This window comes from Bacillus rhizoplanae, assembly GCF_917563915.1.
In the GTDB taxonomy this organism is placed as follows: domain Bacteria; phylum Bacillota; class Bacilli; order Bacillales; family Bacillaceae_G; genus Bacillus_A; species Bacillus_A rhizoplanae.
Window position 1 is genome coordinate 61,400 of sequence record NZ_CAKJTI010000004.1, and the last position, 18,143, is coordinate 79,542.

13 protein-coding genes and 3 pseudogenes are annotated in these 18,143 nt (G+C 32.0%); 6 read left to right on the forward strand and 10 right to left on the reverse strand.

What is annotated here, in order from left to right; genetic code table 11:
• Window positions 1-81 precede the first annotated feature (81 nt).
• The 6 genes and pseudogenes from LRP84_RS05845 to LRP84_RS05870 form a co-directional block, all read right to left on the reverse strand.
• Complete coding sequence (locus LRP84_RS05845) at window positions 82-420, reverse strand: hypothetical protein (protein ID WP_230574218.1); 339 nt, start codon at window positions 418-420, stop codon at window positions 82-84.
• Between the two features lie 23 nt (window positions 421-443).
• Window positions 444-1,991 (reverse strand): EndoU domain-containing protein, encoded by a 1,548-nt coding sequence (locus tag LRP84_RS05850; RefSeq protein ID WP_230574219.1) that lies wholly within the window; start codon window positions 1,989-1,991, stop codon window positions 444-446.
• Complete coding sequence (locus LRP84_RS05855) at window positions 1,988-2,350, reverse strand: DUF3958 family protein (RefSeq protein WP_230574220.1); 363 nt, start codon at window positions 2,348-2,350, stop codon at window positions 1,988-1,990. The genes LRP84_RS05850 and LRP84_RS05855 overlap by 4 nt, the downstream gene beginning before the upstream one ends.
• A gap of 76 nt (window positions 2,351-2,426) precedes the next feature.
• Window positions 2,427-2,696 (reverse strand): annotated as a pseudogene (locus LRP84_RS05860) (TIGR04197 family type VII secretion effector); the annotation flags it as partial.
• Window positions 2,697-3,391: 695 nt separating this feature from the next.
• Window positions 3,392-3,832, reverse strand: coding sequence for a hypothetical protein (locus LRP84_RS05865; RefSeq protein ID WP_230574221.1), 441 nt, complete (start codon window positions 3,830-3,832; stop codon window positions 3,392-3,394).
• 337 nt (window positions 3,833-4,169) lie between these two features.
• A complete protein-coding gene (locus tag LRP84_RS05870; RefSeq protein WP_230574222.1) occupies window positions 4,170-4,493 on the reverse strand; it encodes a hypothetical protein in 324 nt (107 codons plus the stop codon).
• A gap of 216 nt (window positions 4,494-4,709) precedes the next feature.
• On the opposite strand from LRP84_RS05870, the gene LRP84_RS05875 reads away from it, so the two are divergent.
• Both LRP84_RS05875 and LRP84_RS05880 read left to right on the forward strand, forming a co-directional pair.
• Window positions 4,710-5,975, forward strand: a complete 1,266-nt coding sequence (locus tag LRP84_RS05875; RefSeq protein ID WP_230574223.1) for a Y-family DNA polymerase — start codon at window positions 4,710-4,712, stop codon at window positions 5,973-5,975.
• The gene (locus LRP84_RS05880) at window positions 5,972-6,319 is read left to right on the forward strand and encodes a YolD-like family protein (RefSeq protein ID WP_230574224.1); all 348 of its coding nucleotides are present in this window, start codon (window positions 5,972-5,974) and stop codon (window positions 6,317-6,319) included. The genes LRP84_RS05875 and LRP84_RS05880 overlap by 4 nt, the downstream gene beginning before the upstream one ends.
• A 379-nt stretch (window positions 6,320-6,698) precedes the next feature.
• Here the strand turns inward: LRP84_RS05880 and LRP84_RS05885 are convergent.
• A pseudogene (locus LRP84_RS05885) lies at window positions 6,699-6,834 on the reverse strand (IS3 family transposase); the annotation flags it as partial.
• 58 nt (window positions 6,835-6,892) lie between these two features.
• Between LRP84_RS05885 and LRP84_RS05890 the strand changes: the two are divergent.
• Complete coding sequence (locus LRP84_RS05890; protein ID WP_230574225.1) at window positions 6,893-8,545, forward strand: Sau3AI family type II restriction endonuclease; 1,653 nt, start codon at window positions 6,893-6,895, stop codon at window positions 8,543-8,545.
• 242 nt (window positions 8,546-8,787) lie between these two features.
• On the opposite strand, the gene dcm is transcribed toward LRP84_RS05890, so the two are convergent.
• On the reverse strand, window positions 8,788-10,071 hold the full coding sequence (gene dcm / locus LRP84_RS05895) for a DNA (cytosine-5-)-methyltransferase (RefSeq protein ID WP_230574226.1): 1,284 nt from the start codon (window positions 10,069-10,071) through the stop codon (window positions 8,788-8,790).
• 352 nt (window positions 10,072-10,423) lie between these two features.
• On the opposite strand from dcm, the gene LRP84_RS05900 reads away from it, so the two are divergent.
• Both LRP84_RS05900 and LRP84_RS05905 read left to right on the forward strand, forming a co-directional pair.
• On the forward strand, window positions 10,424-11,812 hold the full coding sequence (locus tag LRP84_RS05900) for a Sau3AI family type II restriction endonuclease (protein WP_230574227.1): 1,389 nt from the start codon (window positions 10,424-10,426) through the stop codon (window positions 11,810-11,812).
• A 287-nt stretch (window positions 11,813-12,099) separates the two neighbouring features.
• Window positions 12,100-14,559, forward strand: a complete 2,460-nt coding sequence (locus LRP84_RS05905; RefSeq protein WP_230574228.1) for an SIR2 family protein — start codon at window positions 12,100-12,102, stop codon at window positions 14,557-14,559.
• Window positions 14,560-15,376: 817 nt separating this feature from the next.
• On the opposite strand, the pseudogene LRP84_RS05910 reads toward LRP84_RS05905, so the two are convergent.
• Both LRP84_RS05910 and LRP84_RS05915 read right to left on the reverse strand, forming a co-directional pair.
• A pseudogene (locus tag LRP84_RS05910) lies at window positions 15,377-15,715 on the reverse strand (ornithine cyclodeaminase family protein); the annotation flags it as partial.
• Between the two features lie 7 nt (window positions 15,716-15,722).
• A complete protein-coding gene (locus LRP84_RS05915; RefSeq protein WP_230574229.1) occupies window positions 15,723-17,570 on the reverse strand; it encodes a PDDEXK-like family protein in 1,848 nt (615 codons plus the stop codon).
• A gap of 263 nt (window positions 17,571-17,833) precedes the next feature.
• Here LRP84_RS05915 and LRP84_RS05920 point away from each other — a divergent pair, with 263 nt between their 5' ends.
• Window positions 17,834-18,127 (forward strand): NUMOD4 domain-containing protein, encoded by a 294-nt coding sequence (locus tag LRP84_RS05920; RefSeq protein ID WP_230574230.1) that lies wholly within the window; start codon window positions 17,834-17,836, stop codon window positions 18,125-18,127.
• Window positions 18,128-18,143: the final 16 nt, after the last annotated feature.

Below are 18,143 nucleotides of genomic sequence, written 5' to 3' on the forward strand. Positions count from 1 at the left end.
TGACAAAATAGATACTTCATTGTGAAATAATGAAGAAAAGCCGATTCCTGACGAGGAGTCGGCTTTAATAAATACCTTACACTAGTTGGAATTACGGTTTTGTAAGTAATTTTCATACTCTGCTAACCATACTAACATCAAGTTCTTTAATTCAATCGTTTCAATTTCGCAAGTATTCTCTTCATCTTCCACATACCGGTGGGTAATTTTTGTGAAATCTGGTTTAACTTCCAAATCACAAGAGTTTCCTCCAAATTCTAGAGAATTCACTTCACCACTCAAAACTTTATTAAGTTCTTCTATCCACTCTTTACCATGAACATCATTCTCTAATAACTCTGAAACTATTTCGATTTCTTTTGGGAGTTTAATCATTAGGACATTAAAAGGTCCTTTAAAAAATTCATATGTATATTTCATAAAAAAAACTATCCTTTCATTTATTAATATTTTGGAAAAGCAGAAATAATACGACCATTTGAGTCAATAAACATTGTAATTTTCATACCGTTTGATGTTGTACCAATATAACTATTTTTTCTTCCTGTATATACTTTATTGTTATAAGCTTCTTTAATTGCTTGTAAGACTTCTACTCTACTCCACTCGTCTGGAAAAAACGTGGAAGTTGGTACTTTTACTACTCCATTCACCGTAACCTTCGCTTCATATACACCATATTTATTAGGTTGTTTTGTGATATTTAAAATTTCTCCTTCACCCATCATACTCACATGATGATAACCACCAGCGCTCCCTTTGCTATTTATATTCCCATGAAAGATATGTTCAACGGTACCATTATTTTTATAAATAGAATTAGGATGGGACTTATATTTATCGAAGAATAAAAAAGTATCCTTTACTTCGTTAAAAGTAGAATAATCAAAAGACCTTAAGTTAAGTCCGTTGGTATCAGCAAAAGCAAGTCGATTTTCTATGTTTAAATCATTAGTTAAACTTGTAAAAGTTTGGTGTAAGCGTGGTGCAGTGATTTCAGTTACCTTTGTGAAATTTGTACCTTTTACTAGCGTAGAGACCTTACTAGCGCCTTTATCCCCCATCCATCCTAATCCAAGTCCCATAAAATTATACGTTATCCATCTTGTACAACTCTCAGCATCACCATTGATTACATCATTAATAAATGAATCTGATAAGGCATTCCACATAGTAGAAACCGTCTCTATGGGGTGACCTATAGCATACTTAATGTTCTCTTTTGTTACTGTATCGTCTAGTGATTTGAATCCTTCTACAATATCCCCAACAGCTTGTCCTGCACCATCCCAAATACCATCACCGATTTTCTCTAATAGGGATTTTTCAGAATTACTATCACTCATTTCAGTTTTAAGTTTCTCAGCTTCACGAGCTTTATTTTCTATAATTTCTTGAATAGGCGCCGTCCAATCCATATTCAATTCTTGTACGCTAAATGTACCGCTTGCGGCATTAAAACCTTTCCCACTTTGAACTTCCGCAAGACCTGTAGCGATGCTGGCAGCTAGTTGGAGTGCTGTATCATAATTACTACTAGAAGTATAATTGAATTCATGCAGATGTTCTAACTTTTCTTGAAGCTTTCGTTTCATCGCATCAAAAATATTCACCATAACTTGCATGCCTGGAAGGGTGCTACTAATTACTTCAATACCTGCTTTCGTTCGCTCAATCTCTCGAATTTGTTCTAGTATTTCTTGTTCAATAACATCTGTTGAAGCTACTTGTGATTGAAAATCATTTGGAAAGGCATTATTTTGACGAATTAATTCTTCACACAAGTAAATAATCCCTTGCGCTAAGGGACGGAAGGTTTGTGCAAAGAATGTTTTTGCACTGTCATAAGTTTGCCCTTGAAGAACTGCATCGCCAACAAAAGCGTCAATCGAATTGATGGCTTGTTCCATTCCTTGAATAGTGGCAACGCAAAAAGCATTCATACTTTGCGATTGGGTTCGCACTTCCCCTAGATACATATTTAAACTCATGACTTCACCTCCTGTGCTAATTTTTGGCGTTGGTGGTAAAGGTCATTTTCTAAATTACTCAGGCTTCGTTTCTCATTTAGCAACGTCTCTTTTTGGTCCTCCAATTCGTGAGTAAGCTTTCGTTCAACTTGTTGTGCATCTTGACGCAGATTATGAAAGAATTGTCCTAGTTCTCTATCGTTATGCCAAGTTTCTAATATACGGTCAAATAGACGATAGCTCTGACCTTTCCATTCATAAAAATCTGCTTCCGTTTGTTCTTGTTTTTGAATAGCGTGTTGATTTTGAGATTGTTCTTCAGATAGACTTCTTAATTTGTAATTCAGTTGATTGATTTGTTTTTCGATATCTTGACTCATCTTTACCCTCCTACTTTTTCGCGTTCGCGTAGGTTGTCATATCGGCTAAAGGGTCTTTCATAAAAGGAGAACCATTAAAATTCTTTTGAAGTTCGTTATCCATACGCTCAAACTCTTGGGCTACAGAATGAATGTTGTTAACCCCTTGTTGAAAGGCGGCATAAAATTGTTTGGTTAAATCTAAAGTTTGTTGATTGGCTTCTTGTGCTTTGGAGTTGACAGATAACGTTGTACGTTCCGACTTGGTTATGGATCTATTTGTCGCACTTTGAATCGTATCAGCAGCTGTCCCCATTTGCGTCGCGATTTGTTCTGCCGTTTGAAAATTACTTTGAAATTGTCCCATCGCTTGGATCCTCTCTATACTTTTCTGTCCAGTCTCTCAGAGTTTGTTCAAAAGTTTGTGGACTTCTTCATTACTTACTAAACTATGAAAATTATACCATATGAAAAAATGAGGGTTTCACAAAAAAACTCCAATTATTGTATATTATTTTTTCTTTTTTGTACCTCCTCAAAGCACTTAACTGTGTTACATATGATAGTTTCCCCGTCCTCTACACAGTCTCTCTGTTGTAGCCTGTCACCATCTCCGCCAAACGCCTCGGCAATGGATAAATAACTCATTGCATAGTTTTAGAGGCTGGATATATTTTCAACTTTAATAGATCTCTTTCTGTGGAGTTCTTATTGTTTAATAATAAAGATTTACGATGATATCATTTCATTGGCTTGTATCATACTTTAAATATGATGGCCGCGCTATCCCTTTGGTGTGCTTATACAAAAAGAGATAGCGTTTTTAAGAACAGAGCATTCTAAGGCTTGAATTATTATGACATAGATGTAGCTTTGAATTAAAATCTGACTGAAAATAGTTTATAAATCCTTATTTTATAACACATAAAAAGAATCCATTTTGAAAAAAGATTAATCAAAATGGATTCTTCTACAACAGATTAAGATATATTTTTTATATAAAAGTTTGCTTAAAAATTATGTAGAAGTCTTGTTTTTATGTATGTAAAATATTTTATGTTTTTAATCGTGTACTTGCATACTAAAAAAATAAATGCCCCTATTCGTTTTAAACATATATTCTTCATAACAGCATGCATAATAATTTTCTGTATCTAATTTAACCCAATAAACTTCTTCTATTTCTTGTTCGAATTCATTCAATAACTGTTCTATTATATATTCCTTCGATGTCAATCCATTTAAATCATATCCATGTGGTATTGTTCCAAACCAAACTGCTTCCCCATCAGGGTATTGGCAAATAAGGAAATCTTTTTCCCATTCTTTCAACTGTATGAGTTCTATTGTGTCATTATTAGTAGCGTGTGTAGCCTTTTCTGCAAGTTCATATATACCTTCCTGCTTATTTTCTGATAAAAGAATAAGCTCATAATAATTACTCACTTGTTGTCCCGCATTAACTTTAGCAAAATCGCTTAAAATTTTATTTATCATTTCCATATTTAAATCTCCTTAAATTTAAAGATTCTTCAGCTAAATGTTAACATATATCTTTGATAGCTAGTTAGACTTGCCCGTTAGTGCAATAAGAAAAAACAAAGTGTAGATAATGCCGATTCATCTTTTTTATAAACGGTTAAACTTTTTTCAAAACGGTACGACTTTGTTTCAAATCGACAGTAGAATAGTATTCTGCGTCATTTTATATCTCTGTTTTATAAAAAATATAAAATAATAAGTGGAAATCTCAAAAAAGAAACCGCCATTGCAGACGGTTTTACTTTACTTATACGTTTACTTTCTCTAACTCCATTGCCATGTCATTTAATACGTTTTCTTAAAAAAAAAGAAACGCTGCTTGCTCTTCTTTCGTCATACCACGAAAATCATGTATTCCATCTAGCAATAACCAACTCGCATCAGCTATGATATTCCGATACCGCTTCCGTTCTATCTCGTTAGGTATTGTTGTGAGCATTTTCTCGACACTAGCGATTGAGAATCTACGCTTTGCCCTATCGATAAAATATACCGAAATGTAATCAATCGCTTTATTAATTTCGAAATAATATGTATTATGACCACGCTTCACTTCTGCAATATGCTGTATTAACTCCTGTCCTTCTGATACAGATATTTTACACTTCGCCAACTGCTTCATTTTCTTCTCTCCTTTACTGTAGCCCCTCTATTACATGTAAAATTTTAGCACTTTAAATTTAACGAAATGTAAATATAGTATAAATTTCCCATTAACAATAATTAAATTTACTTTTTATGTATTGTCAAATGGAAAATAAACAAAATTACTCCTTCTAAAAGAACATAAGTTCGTATATAATAAGAACAAACGTTCTTTTTCTTAGGAGTGATTGCTTTGTATGACTATTCTCTTTTACCAAAACGGAACATCTTATGTGTAGACCTCCGAAGTTTTTACGCTAGCGTTTCCTGCATCAAAATGGGTTTCGATCCGCTGCGTACAAAACTAGCTGTTGTTGGCGATGTGAATAGGCAAGGGTCGATTGTGTTAGCTGCAACCCCTCCTCTCAAAAAAATAGGGGTTAAAAAGATGAGTCGTTTATATGAGATTCCACGGCGGTACGACGTGCTTATTGTCAATCCACAAATGGATACTTATATAAGGTGTTCGAATTACATAACCAAATTAGCTCTACAATACGTTACTTTTGAAGATTTTCACCAATATTCTATTGATGAATTCTTTATGGATGTTACAGCAAGTTTACATCTGTTCGCACGAACTCCATACGAATTTGCTATGAAGTTCAAAAGAGAAATATATCATAAGACACGTATTGATAGCACAATTGGAATCGGTCCTAATGTATTAATGAGTAAAGTTGCTCTTGATGTGGAAGCGAAAAAGAACACTGACGGGATCGCATATTGGAGTTATGACGATGTGCCGGAAAAGCTATGGCCAATCCGTCCACTCAGCAAATTTTGGGGAATATCGAGTAAAACAGAAGCGAAGTTAAATCGAAAAGGTATACATACAATCGGTGATCTGGCCCATTATCCTATCAAGTACCTAAAGGAATCATTCGGTATCATTGGAGAAGAACTTCATTTACATAGTAATGGCATTGATTTTAGTCTAATTTCTGAAAAATATATACCGAATGAGACTTCAATCGGTAAAAGTCAAATACTCATGCGAGATTATAAAATAGATGAAGTTCAGCCAGTTCTCTTAGAACATACCGAAGAAGTTTGTTATAGATTGAGGAGAAAAGGAAAATTAGCAAGGACTATACAGTTTTCCATTGGCTATAGCAAAGACTATCTAGGCGGATTCAAAAAGTCTTGTACATTAGAACGACCTACAAATTTAACTTTAGAAATATACCGTGTTTGTTTAATGTTTTTAAAGCAACTCCATACAGGGGAACCAATTCGTACAATAAGCATTGCACTAACTAATTTAGTGAACGAAGGTGAAGAACAAATTAGTCTTTTTGACGACATACGAATGAGAGAAAGAGAAATTATACTAGCCAGAACGATGGATGAAATACGAACACGGTTCGGTAAGAATAGCATTTTACGAGGTGTGTCTTATACTTCTGAAGCAACAGGAAGATACAGAAATACGCTTATTGGAGGACATAAAGCATGAACAATACAGGAGTACCGAAAATTAAAGGGCGTGGAATGGTGAAATGGCAGCCGTTTGCGTCAATGCCGGAGCAATTCGCTGGTATAAAACAAATCGTTGAAGAACAGACGAAAATACCATGCCCTATTATTACACAAGATACAAAAGAAGAAATCGAAAGAGCACTACTTGAATCAATGAAATTACAAAAAACAATTATGATTTCTTATTACCAAAACGGACAGATTCTACATGAAACAGTCATTACAAAAGTAATTGCACGTCAAACAAGAATGGTATTTTTTCAAGACTTGTTTGGGTTTACATTGCGGTTAAAATTTAATGATATTGTAGGTGTTGATTAGGATCTATTACCGGCTTTTTTAGGTGTATATACGCATCGCTCAAGACATTACCTAGAATTCGTTCTACTATATCACAAAAAAGGCATGAGCTCGGTACAGTACTGAACTCATGCTCAAAATGAGGTACTTCTGTATGGGGAATGCATTGGTTGTAGGATTAATTGAAAAAATGGGACAAAGAATAATGGAAGTAGAAACTAATAATATATGTGAAGATAGGGTAGAATTGTCTAGAGTTTAATCTAGGCAACTTTTTTTAATTCCTTTATACTAAAGACATATATCCCAAAATTGTAAAAAAGTGGTTTATCATCTCTGAACTAGACAACTTTTTAAAGTGTCCCATTTTATATTCAAGTGGACTTAGGTATCCAAGTGTTCAATGAATTCTAAAATGGTTAATGAACATAATCATCTAATTCCAATTTTAATTGTTCTAAGCTTTCAAAGTATCTTCCTTTTACAAAATCCGTCTTAATGATTTTAAATGTTGCTTCGGCTACAACATTATCAAAGTCATTGATATACTATAATTAACAATTGTTGTTCGTTATATTGGAGGAGTGGATTGATTTGAGTAGTGTCTATAATACTAAGGAAAAAGTACATAAAAGAGCATTAGAAGCGGTTGGAAAGACGCTTGGAGAAATTGATGTAAAGAACACTATGAATGTGAAAAATAAATCTTATCCAGGCAATGTAATAGAGCAAGTCTGGTTTGACCACCCTGCAGATAATTACGCCGAACCAGATTTTCCAGAAGCTGGTGTAGAATTAAAAGTTACCCCCATAGATAAACAAACAAAAAATGTTAAAAAGAGAAAAGTCACAAAATTTATTGCTGGGGAGAGACTTGTTTTAAATAAAATTAATTACCAAAATGAATATGGTAAATCATTTGAACAAAGCTCATTTTGGCATAAGAATAAGCTAATTGAATTAATTCAATATTATAGACGTGATGTCTCGCATAAGAAAAAAATTTCTAGCGGAGAAATGATTGAAGATAAGACAAAATTTCGAGTATTATATGCGAATCTACTTTCAATGACAGAGTTAAAAGATTTTGACTTGCCTAAAGACACTGTAATAGAAATACCTGAGAAAGATTTAGAAATCATCAAGCAAGACTGGAAAAAAATATCCGAATATATTAACTCTGGTAAAGCTGAACAATTATCAGAAGGGCTTACAAATTATCTAGGAGCATGTACAAAGTCAACAACTGGTGATGATTTTACAAAACAGAAGCATACAGATGTTCCTGCAAAACCTAGAGCCTATTCATTTAAATCAAAATTCATTAATGAACTCATAAATAATCATATTATTGGACAAGACCATACCGAAGCAATTAATAGTATTGTGAAAGATGTTAGCGAGCTAGAAAAGAAAACTCTTGAGGAAATTATTGTCTCCCGCTTTACTCCCTATTACGGTATGAAACAAAGTGAATTGATTCAAAAACTTGGTATCAAAGTAGGTAAAAGTCAGTCACAAAAAAATATTAATAACATGATAATCCGTGGAATTCTTAATTTGCCAACCACTACAGATGAAGTCACATCAGAAGAAATCGAAAAAGCAGAAATTAGTTTAAAAACGGTTACTTTAAGGAAGTGGCAACCAAAAGAACATTTTAAATTTATGGGAATTCCTTCATTTCTTGAACTAGTTAACGAATCTTGGGAGGAATCAAGAGTTTATGATTTCTTAGAAAGAAAAAAATTTCTACTACTAGTCTTTAATGATTTTAATAAAAAGAAAAAAGGTAGAGATTCGTACGAAACAAACCCTGAGAATATTATTTTTGTAGGCGCTAAATTTTGGAATATGCCAATCCTTGATATAGATGGGCCAGTAAAAAGAGTTTGGAAAACGGAGGTAGAAAAACTAAAAAACGGTGTTGAACTAACCTTTACCAAAAATGAAAATAATGAAATCAGAATAAATAATAATTTCATTAAACCATCTCTTGAAGATGTTTTACATCTTCGCCCCGATGCCCAAGTTGCTCAATACAGATTGAAATACTATAAAGAAGTAATAGTTAAAGGGATTCCTAAAAAGCAATTAACGAATAATTCTAGGAAATTACCTCACCCAGCAAAATGGATAAATCGACCAGAGAGTGAAAAAGAAAATTTTACAGATGATTATATGACAAAACAAGCTTGGTGGTTAAGTAAAGAATATATTTATGAACAAATTAAAGATTTGTTGTAGAATAATGCCTTAATCTAATAAAAAAGCTTACCGATATGGTAAGCTTTTTTATCTACCTTTAATCTATCGACTTTTATGGTAAATAGTAGTCATACTGGGGATTATTATTTTTCAAAGCATCCTATATTATTTTAAGAAATACAAATAAGCTGACTCTGTATTGATACAAAATCAGCCTATTTTAAAAAATTTTCTATTTTGCAGGAGGTACAACTCTCTTTATAAGAACCCATTATAAATTCTTAAAGTAAACTTAGTTGTACCCAACCACCCATTTCTTCCTCTTCTTTATTGATTTCTAAAATCCGTTTACTCATTCGTTCCACCAATCCAACAACAAGTGCATTACCCATACAGAAATATCTGTTTCTCTGTGGCATACCTGTGTTTGTCCAATCCATAGGAAAACCGTTCAGTAATTCGCATTCCACAGGAGTTAAATATCTTAGTCTTCTTGTATATGGATCTTCAATAACATGGGAACTTCTATTACATGTTCCTTCACTTGTTAACATTGTACGGCCTGGTTTTTCTAAATCATCCGGGAAGGCCATACCTCCCTCAGAATAGAAATATTTGTGTCCAGTTGCTTTTGATACTCTTTCTTCTTTTTTCGGACCTTTCAAATACTGAAGCTCTTCAAACTCTGTTCGACCTTTTTTATTCACCTTATCCATTTTTAAATAATAAGATTCATCAGCTGGTCCAAAGTTTTCATATGCTTTTTGAACAACTTCACCTAATGTTTCAGGTTCTTCAGTTACTGGAAGAACTTCTTCAGTATATACTTGTCCATTTCTCATTACACCAGCGTTATAATATTCTGCTTTAAACGTATCCGACACTTCTACAATGTCACTTGGCAAAGTATATTGTCCTCTTTTTTTGTTCTCCAGAGGCGCTTCATGTACATTAAATATCGGTGCAAAGAATCCATTTTTATATAAGATTTCTAACAATTCATTCCCATTTTGAACAGAAGCAAAATGCGATTCGTTTAAATAAGCGAAAATAAATACTCTTCTTCTTCTTTGCGAGAATCCATAATCTGCAGCATTAATCACTCGCCACTCTACCGTATAACCTGCATCATGGAAGCTCGCTAACATAATAGAAAAGTCACGGCCTCTTTGTTTCGCAGGTGACTTCAATAATCGATCCACATTCTCTAATAAAACAAACCTAGGCTTACGGTTATTAACAATGTTCATAATCTCCCAAAAAAGAACACCTTTTTTTCCTTGTATTCCTTGTTCGTTCGATAAAGTACGTGCTACAGAATAGTCTTGACAAGGAAAACCTCCTACTAACAAATCATGTTCAGGTATATCTTGCCAAACTTTAGCTATATCTTCATTTACATGTATTCCTTTATTTTCAAAGTGAGTTGCATAACAATTATATGCATGTTGTGCTTTAGTAGACGGTTCCCACTGATTTCCCCAAAGAACCTCAAAGTCTTCATTTGCTTCAAGACCTAATCTAAAACCTCCTACTCCCGCAAAAAGTTCTACTACTTTCATCATAAATACACGAACATCCTTTCGGTATTTTATTTACCTATGCTTCATTATAATAAAAAGTGAGGAAAAGATCAACTATAATGTTGTCCGAAACAAGGAAAGACAATCTTCTCTTAATATTGTATACATAAGAACACTAGTGCTTTGTTTAGGAACATTATAAACGAAACAAAGCTTCTTGCATAGATCGAAAATAAAAATTATTATATACACATATTTCCTTTTTATATTATTGATATAACAGTTATAAAAAATAAAAAACAGCTTTTCATTATAGCATAATTTTATACATATTGTTTCGTATAAAATATCTATTAATTTAAATAAAACATTTCATATTGGAAAGGAGTTCACAATGGAATTTACTACAGTAGAAGAACTAATGCACAAAGCTAAAGAAGCAGAAGGAAAAACATTCGGGGAAATTGACCTTACTAACAGATTGGCAAATACAAAATCAAAAGGTGGTCTTGGCCAAGTAGTAGAAGAAAGTTTTTTCGGATATGAAATAAACTCAAAAGCAGAAGCTGATTTCAAACACCTTGGCGTTGAACTAAAAGTAACTCCATTTAAACAAAATAAGAATGGTTCCTTATCAGCTAAAGAGCGTTTAGTTTTAAATATTATCAACTACATGGAAGAAGTTGATACACACTTTGAGGCATCAAGCTTTTGGAAGAAAAACGAAAAACTATTGCTTATGTTTTATGAATGGTTAGCAGATGTAGACCGTAAAGATTTTCATATTACAAAAAGTGTGCTTTTCACATACCCAGAAGCTGATTTAGAAATAATTAAACAAGATTGGGAAACAATCGTAACCAAAATTCGCTCTGGAAAAGCACATGAATTATCCGAAGGGGATACAAACTATTTAGGAGCTTGTACAAAAGGATCAAATAAGAATTCTCTTCGTCCCCAACCTTATTCCGAAATACCAGCAATGCAACGAGCATTTTCATTAAAACCGTCTTATATGACGGCACTGGTACGCAGATATATTCAAAATGAAGAACTAATAAGCTTCACAAATGCAAACGAGTTAAAAAGCAAATCTCTAGAAGAAATTCTTTACTCTAAATTTGAATCATATATAGGATTGACTGATAAAGAAATTGCCCAAAAATTATCTGTGGATTACAAACCTAAATCTAAGAGCTTCGTTCCGTCCTTAGTAAGCTCCTTATTAGGTATTAAAGGTACACGTCTTGATGACATTGAAGAGTTTGCTAAAGCAAATATACAATTTAAAACACTACGCTTAGAGCCAAGTGGTAAACCTGAACAAAGCATGTCATTTGAAAATATTGATTTTAATCAGTGGACAAATGAATCATGGGAAGAAAGTTATTTACGTGAAAGATTTTATGAAACAAAATTTTTATTTGTTGTTTTTGAATTTAGACAAACAAAAAATGAAAACCCAAAACGTGAACTTTATTTAAAAGGAATCAAACTTTGGAATATGCCTGCCCATACAATAGAAACTGAAATGAAACAACTATGGGAAGAAGTTAACAGAGTGATAAAAGAAGGAATTCAAATTCAGTATAAGAAACGCGGCGATAAAAAGGTCGAAACAAATAATTTACCAAAGAGTAACTTTAACGGCGTCGCACACATACGGCCAAAAGGTAAAGACGGGTCGGATAAAGTAACATTACCTGACGGAAAGCAAATTACGAAGCAATGCTACTGGTTAAATAATACTTACATAGCTAGTGTTATTAATAGTACAAACTAATCACTTTTTATCTAGATGAGATAACATAGGAATCACCTATTAAACTGTTAGGAATTAAAAATCAAAAAATAAACTTTAATTTTAATCCAAACCAGTTTCAATAGAAAATTAGAAAAATACCTATAAATTAGTTTGTCTTACTATAAATGCAAGCGTATTTCAGCTCTCTGAAAAAGATATAAAATGATAAAAGGCGACTTCCATAATGATTTAGTTATGTGAGTTTTTAAAAGGTTATTTATAGAAAAATTTAAGTATATTATAATTTTAGGTGGAGGTGGTTGAAATTGGATTTAAATGAAGCTATTAAGTATATATTGAACGGGGATGGAGTATTATTTTTAGGTGCTGGATTTTCAAGGGAAGCAACTAATGTTATGGATGGAAATATGTCAGATGCTCAAATGTTTAGTGACGATTTAGCTAAAGAAATGGAATTAGGCGAAACTGATTCACTTGATGTAATTTCAGATATCTATTTACAACAATCAACATCTTCTGAAGATTTATTGCAAAGAAAAATACACTTAATACGTTTAGTTCAAAATGCATTTAGTACGAAAATTGTAACAGATGAACAGAAAGAAATTTCTATCTTACCATGGAAGAGAATTTATACTACTAATTACGATGATGTTGTTGAATTTAGCAATAATTATAAAATTAAATCCTTTACTATGTATTCACCTGTGAAAGAAATTCTTAAAGAAAAGTGTATTGTACATTTAAATGGTTATGTAAGAACTGTGTCACCTGAGAGATTAGATAGTGAATTTAAACTAACTTCAAGAAGTTATTTAATGACAGATTTTATAGCAAGTAAAGCTAAAGAAGCGTTTGATCATGATATTAAAACTGCTAAAGTAATTGTTATTATCGGTACATCTTTAAAATATGATATTGATATCCAAAGATTATTATTTAATATTCCAAATATCAAAGAGAAGACGATTTTTATTGAGCGGAAAAATAAAGAACTATCTGTTGTAGAAAGAAGTAAGAAACAGACTTTTGGTGAAATTTATTCGATTGGGCTTGAGGGTTTTTCTGAGAAAGTAAGAGAAATTAATAACAATTTTAAACCCTTAAGAGAGGATATGAAATTTTTAAGTTTTTCTAAGGTTTCTACCAATTTTAATTTAGAATATGAAAGTATAGATGAAAATAAAATGTGGCAACTTCTTGTTAACGGTGACGTTGATGAATTGCTACTTTATCTCTATAAAGACACTGACAAATATCTAATAAGAAGAGATGTTTCCAAGAATATAATTGAGTCATTAGATAATAAGAACGTTAAAATAGCCATTATTCATTCTTTTTTAGGTAACGGAAAAACAGTATTGTCTAAACAACTATCATATGAATTAACAGGGAAATTCAATGTATATGAATTTAATGGTTACGAAGTAAATTGGGAATTAGAATTAGAAAAAATTTCAAAAGAAGATGTACCAACATTAATTGTAATTGATGATTACCAAAATTCTTTAGATATGATTTTTAAAGCTATTAACATTAGTAGGAATAATTTAAAACTATTGCTGACATCTAGAACATCAATTAATATAAGCGTATATCATAGATTAGAAGATAAATTACCAGCAGATAATATTATTGAAGAATTTGATGTTAACTTATTAACGCATAATGAAATTCTAAAATTATGTACATATTTAAAAGAAAGAAATTATACAGATATTTTCGGAAAAAAAGATGAAGAAATAATTAGATTTTTGAAGCAAGATTGTAGATCTAATCTTGTTAATGTACTCATAGCAATTATTAAATCAAAAAATATTCAAGATAAGTTAAACGAAGTTATCTTACCGATTTTAAATAATCAATCATTTAAAGATATACTTATCACTATTATAATTAACAATGCATGCCAACTAAACTTAAAAGTTGATGAGATTTTTTTATTATTGGATTCTAGATTAAACATTGCTACATTAATAAGGGATAAACAGCTACAAGAGATTATTAGTATTACAGATAATACAATAAGAATGAAATCTTCAATATTATCAAAATATATTTTGAACTCTAACGACCTCAACTCAGATGTAATTAAAGTTGTTAATAAAATTGCTCAAAATGCAGAAATATTAAATGATGAGAAATGTAAAAATGTCAGAAGCAAGTTAATCTCTTTATCCAATATTAGAGAAATAATTGTTCAAACACAAAGACAAAGCGAAAAGGATATTAATCTGAAGATATTATCCTTATATGAAAGTTTAAGAGGTTTTAAAGAGTATAAAGGAAATATTTTTTTCTGGTTACAGTATGCAATGGCTTGTATAGATACTGACTATTATGGAAGAGCTGAGGAATATTTCGGTAATTCGTATCAATTAGCAAAAAAAGCCAATAACTTTAATACCTATCAAATTGATACTCAATATGGAAGATATTTATTGAGTAAATGTATATTCTCTAATAGTAGAACTGAGTCCTTTGATGTATTACAAAGAGTCCAAGCATTATGGTTAGCAGCCATTAGAATGCGTAAAGAAAGATCGGATTATGTATATAGACAATTTGATTTATTATATGAATTTATAGAAAAGTTTTCTGGTGAATGGGATAGTAAGCAATATAAGAATACTGAGTCACTAATCAATTATTTTATTAAAGTAGTTTTGAGTTCTAAAGCTAGAAATTCACTTAAAGCGATAGACACCTTAGAAGAATGTAAAAAAACGTTACTAAAAAATAGATTAATTAGTATAAAAAAATAAATATGGTTTAATATTCAGGTTAATTAAAAGGAACAGACTTAACCTTTTATAGAGTTAAGTCCGTTCCTTTTTTAATAATATAAATGTTTTGTAATAAGGTTTATAGCTTTTTTTATTTTTATCTCTAAGTTCTTTAATTACATGTAGACATACTTTCATTGTTGTGGAAGTATCTTTATGACCTGATATTTCAGTTACTACCAATATATCTATACCTTGATAAATTTATATACTGCCGTATGTGTGACGAGCCCTCTGCATAGTTATTAAGGGAGAAATATTTAGAGTTTTTAGCGCTGTACGCAATGTTTTGTTTACAGAGTTATTCGAAATGATACCATGGATATAATGATAGAAAATTTAATTTAGAGGATTAACTATTCTATGTTGTTCAAATAGTTCTGATCGCTGTTTTTGATGCATTTTTAGTATATCTAAAGTGGTTTCATCAATATAAACATTTCGCTTTGAACTAATTGTTTTCAAATCACCAAATCTAGAATGAGTGTGATATTCATAAGTTTTCTCTACGCTAATTTCTTGATTATTAAAATTAATATTATCGCATGTAAGTCCAAGTAATTCTGCATACCTAAGACCAGTTTGGTAATTACTAAAGAATTCAGTAACAAGATTTTCGTTTTGGGAAGTATCATCAAATCTTAACTTGATTGGTATGGAGCTTTACCCTATAAAACAAAAAAATTTAATAAAAAAATTCCAACTTGCTTCCACCAAGTTGGAGTTTCACCTATCCCTCTATCAACCTATTTTTTCAAGCTTCATCATTCAGACGATGAAATCTGCCCTCCACGATTCACAACTCAACCCTAGTCCCTACCCCATTCTCAACAGCTTTCTCATAAAAATACTTCGCCACTACAATATCCACAACGGCTAGCCCAACAGATTTAAATACGGTAACTTCTTGATTGCTTTCTCTACCAGTTCGTTCACCGCTTATAATTTGTCCGAGCTCTGCGTGAATGTCGCTTTCTTTAAAAAGTCCTTCTTGTATTGGGATTTGGAGATCACCGGTTTCTTCTAGTGCTGCTTCTTTTGATTCGACTACTACTTTATTAGCTAAGGAAATGACATGAGATGGTAGTTCTTGCATCACCAGTCTGAATGAACCGACAGAACTTATGTGAACACCAAGCACCTCACTCGTCTGCCATATCCATCAACAAACCTATAACACCTTGGCATTCCTCTTCATCAAATAACGCATTCATACTATCTAATATTTCCCTCGTATCCGACCAATAATTAATATTACTTGTACTTGTATAAATTCTTGTATAAGAGGCATCTGGATTTTTAGCTCGTGCACTGATTTTCATGCCTTTGTTTTCAAGTTTTGTGAGTAACGCGATTCTTTTATAAGATTCCAGTGGACCTACTTCTATAATAAATTTTAATCGGTTGTCTTTTAGGCGTTCAAACCACATGATAAAGCAATTGTTTAACCACCAATTCCATTGCGGTACTCCGAATTTTTCTTCAAGTAGCCGGAATTCTGGCATAATGAACGATGGCAGTCTGTGATGTATGTTATAACATTCTTCTTGCAGATTATGTTGTGTAACAAACAATTGAAATGCAGCAGCTAAAGTACCCTTATCGACTTGATTACTTTGTATGTAATCAGAATTAGAAATTTCGTTTTCCTCAGTATCTTCCTCATATACGATACTTGTTATTGCCTGAGCTATTGATGAAATTACTTCATTAAAACCATTGCTATTATACATTTTGTTCATTTTACGAAGAATTTCATCTTTATCTGTCCAATTGTAAATTTCTTCATTTGCAGCATAAATTCTAGTATACATAGATTCAGCTTCTTTCGATCTTCCTTTAATAGGTATCCCGTTCTCTTCTAATTTGTTTAATAACTGTAATCTTTTTTCATGTTCTAAGGGACCTACTTCAATAATTAATTTCATCCGGTCTTCTGCTTTTTTCTCAAACCATATAACAAGAGCATTATTTAACCACCAGTCTCCTTTTGGCGTTCCTAGAACATCATCAAGCTGTCTCCATTCCGGGAAAATAAAAGAAGGGATGCGAATATGTTCACGATAACAAGTGTTGGGAATCTTATTTTGATGAACAAATTGTAAGAATGCTTCTCTCATTACACTATTCCCTATTTCATATACGAAATTAATTGTTTCTGCATGAGCGGCATATATTTTCCGGAAAGACTCGCGCTCCCCTGGATTCAACTGATCAATGATGTTTAACATTGCACTATGAGCAGATTTTCCTAACGTCTTTCCTGAATTACCCACAAATAGAAAATCAATTGTATCTTTATGCTTTTTGTACACATTCATTGCCAGTTCAACGTCTTCTTCATCTCGAACAAGTTCACCTTCTAATACATCTAAGTAGTAATAAAGAAAGTCTTGAATCGAATTAGAAATATAGGTACTGTTAATTTCCAAATATGCTTTTAATATGTTCAATATATCTCCGTAATCTAAAATAAAATAATCTGAATGACTTGGAGCAATACCATCCAAACTTAAAAATATTGGAACTATCGTATAACCTTCGTATGTATGATGAACAAATTTTAAATAGTTCTGTAATTGCCCATCTGATTCTGATGACTTATATTTATTTTCAATCAAGATTACAATCTTCTGTGACTCTGATACAGCTAAAATATCAATGCGTTTATTATCCGTTGTTTGCACTTCACGAAGAACTTCCAAATCATGCAGAGCTTGTTTATGTAACTTAATGAAGTCATATTTACCGATTAAATTTTCATTTTCTGCTTTTACAAATACTTTAGAGAGTAGCTTGTTTATAAAAAAAGCCCCTAAATTATGATTACCATTTGGATCAAGCAGCCAAGAAATTATATTCGAATGCCGAATTTCAAATTTATCTACCCTTAATATTTTAAAAGGATTAAAACGATTCAACTTACTATGCAGCTTCTCAAACTCAAATGAATGATCTAAAAGTGATAAAACTTCAAAATTATAGTCCATGTTTGGCACCACCAATATGTATTGTTAACAAATAAGGGAATCTATCCCCATTTTATCTAAACTCCTTCAAAGAAAACATCTTATTTGTCTAAAGAACCAAATTTAAACCCTAACAACTATCATTTCTGTCATGAGTATTTAAACCTTCGAAAATATGCACTACGCTAAGGTTATATAAAACTTCGCCGTTTTTTCTATCGTAGCGTTGTACCCTATGATATGTTTTTATATGAAGATAAATGTTTTTAAAGGAGCGTTTTATTATGCAAGAAAGAAGAAAAAGCATCATAGGATACGAAGGTCTATACGAAATTACAGAAACAGGGAAAATCATAACATTAAGAGAACAAAGACCCATGGTTAGATGTAAAGATGAATACGGTTTTCATGTTGTTCATTTAACAGATAAAGAGGGCAATCGTAAACTCCATAACGTTTTTACATTATGGCAAAAAGCGTTTCCTGAATTAGACAAGCATTCCTTTAAAGGGGCACTAAAACCTAAGTATGGCACTGGATGTAAACTTCTTGATAGAAGTGGAGTCCATTTTGAATAAAGCATGAAAAGAGGAC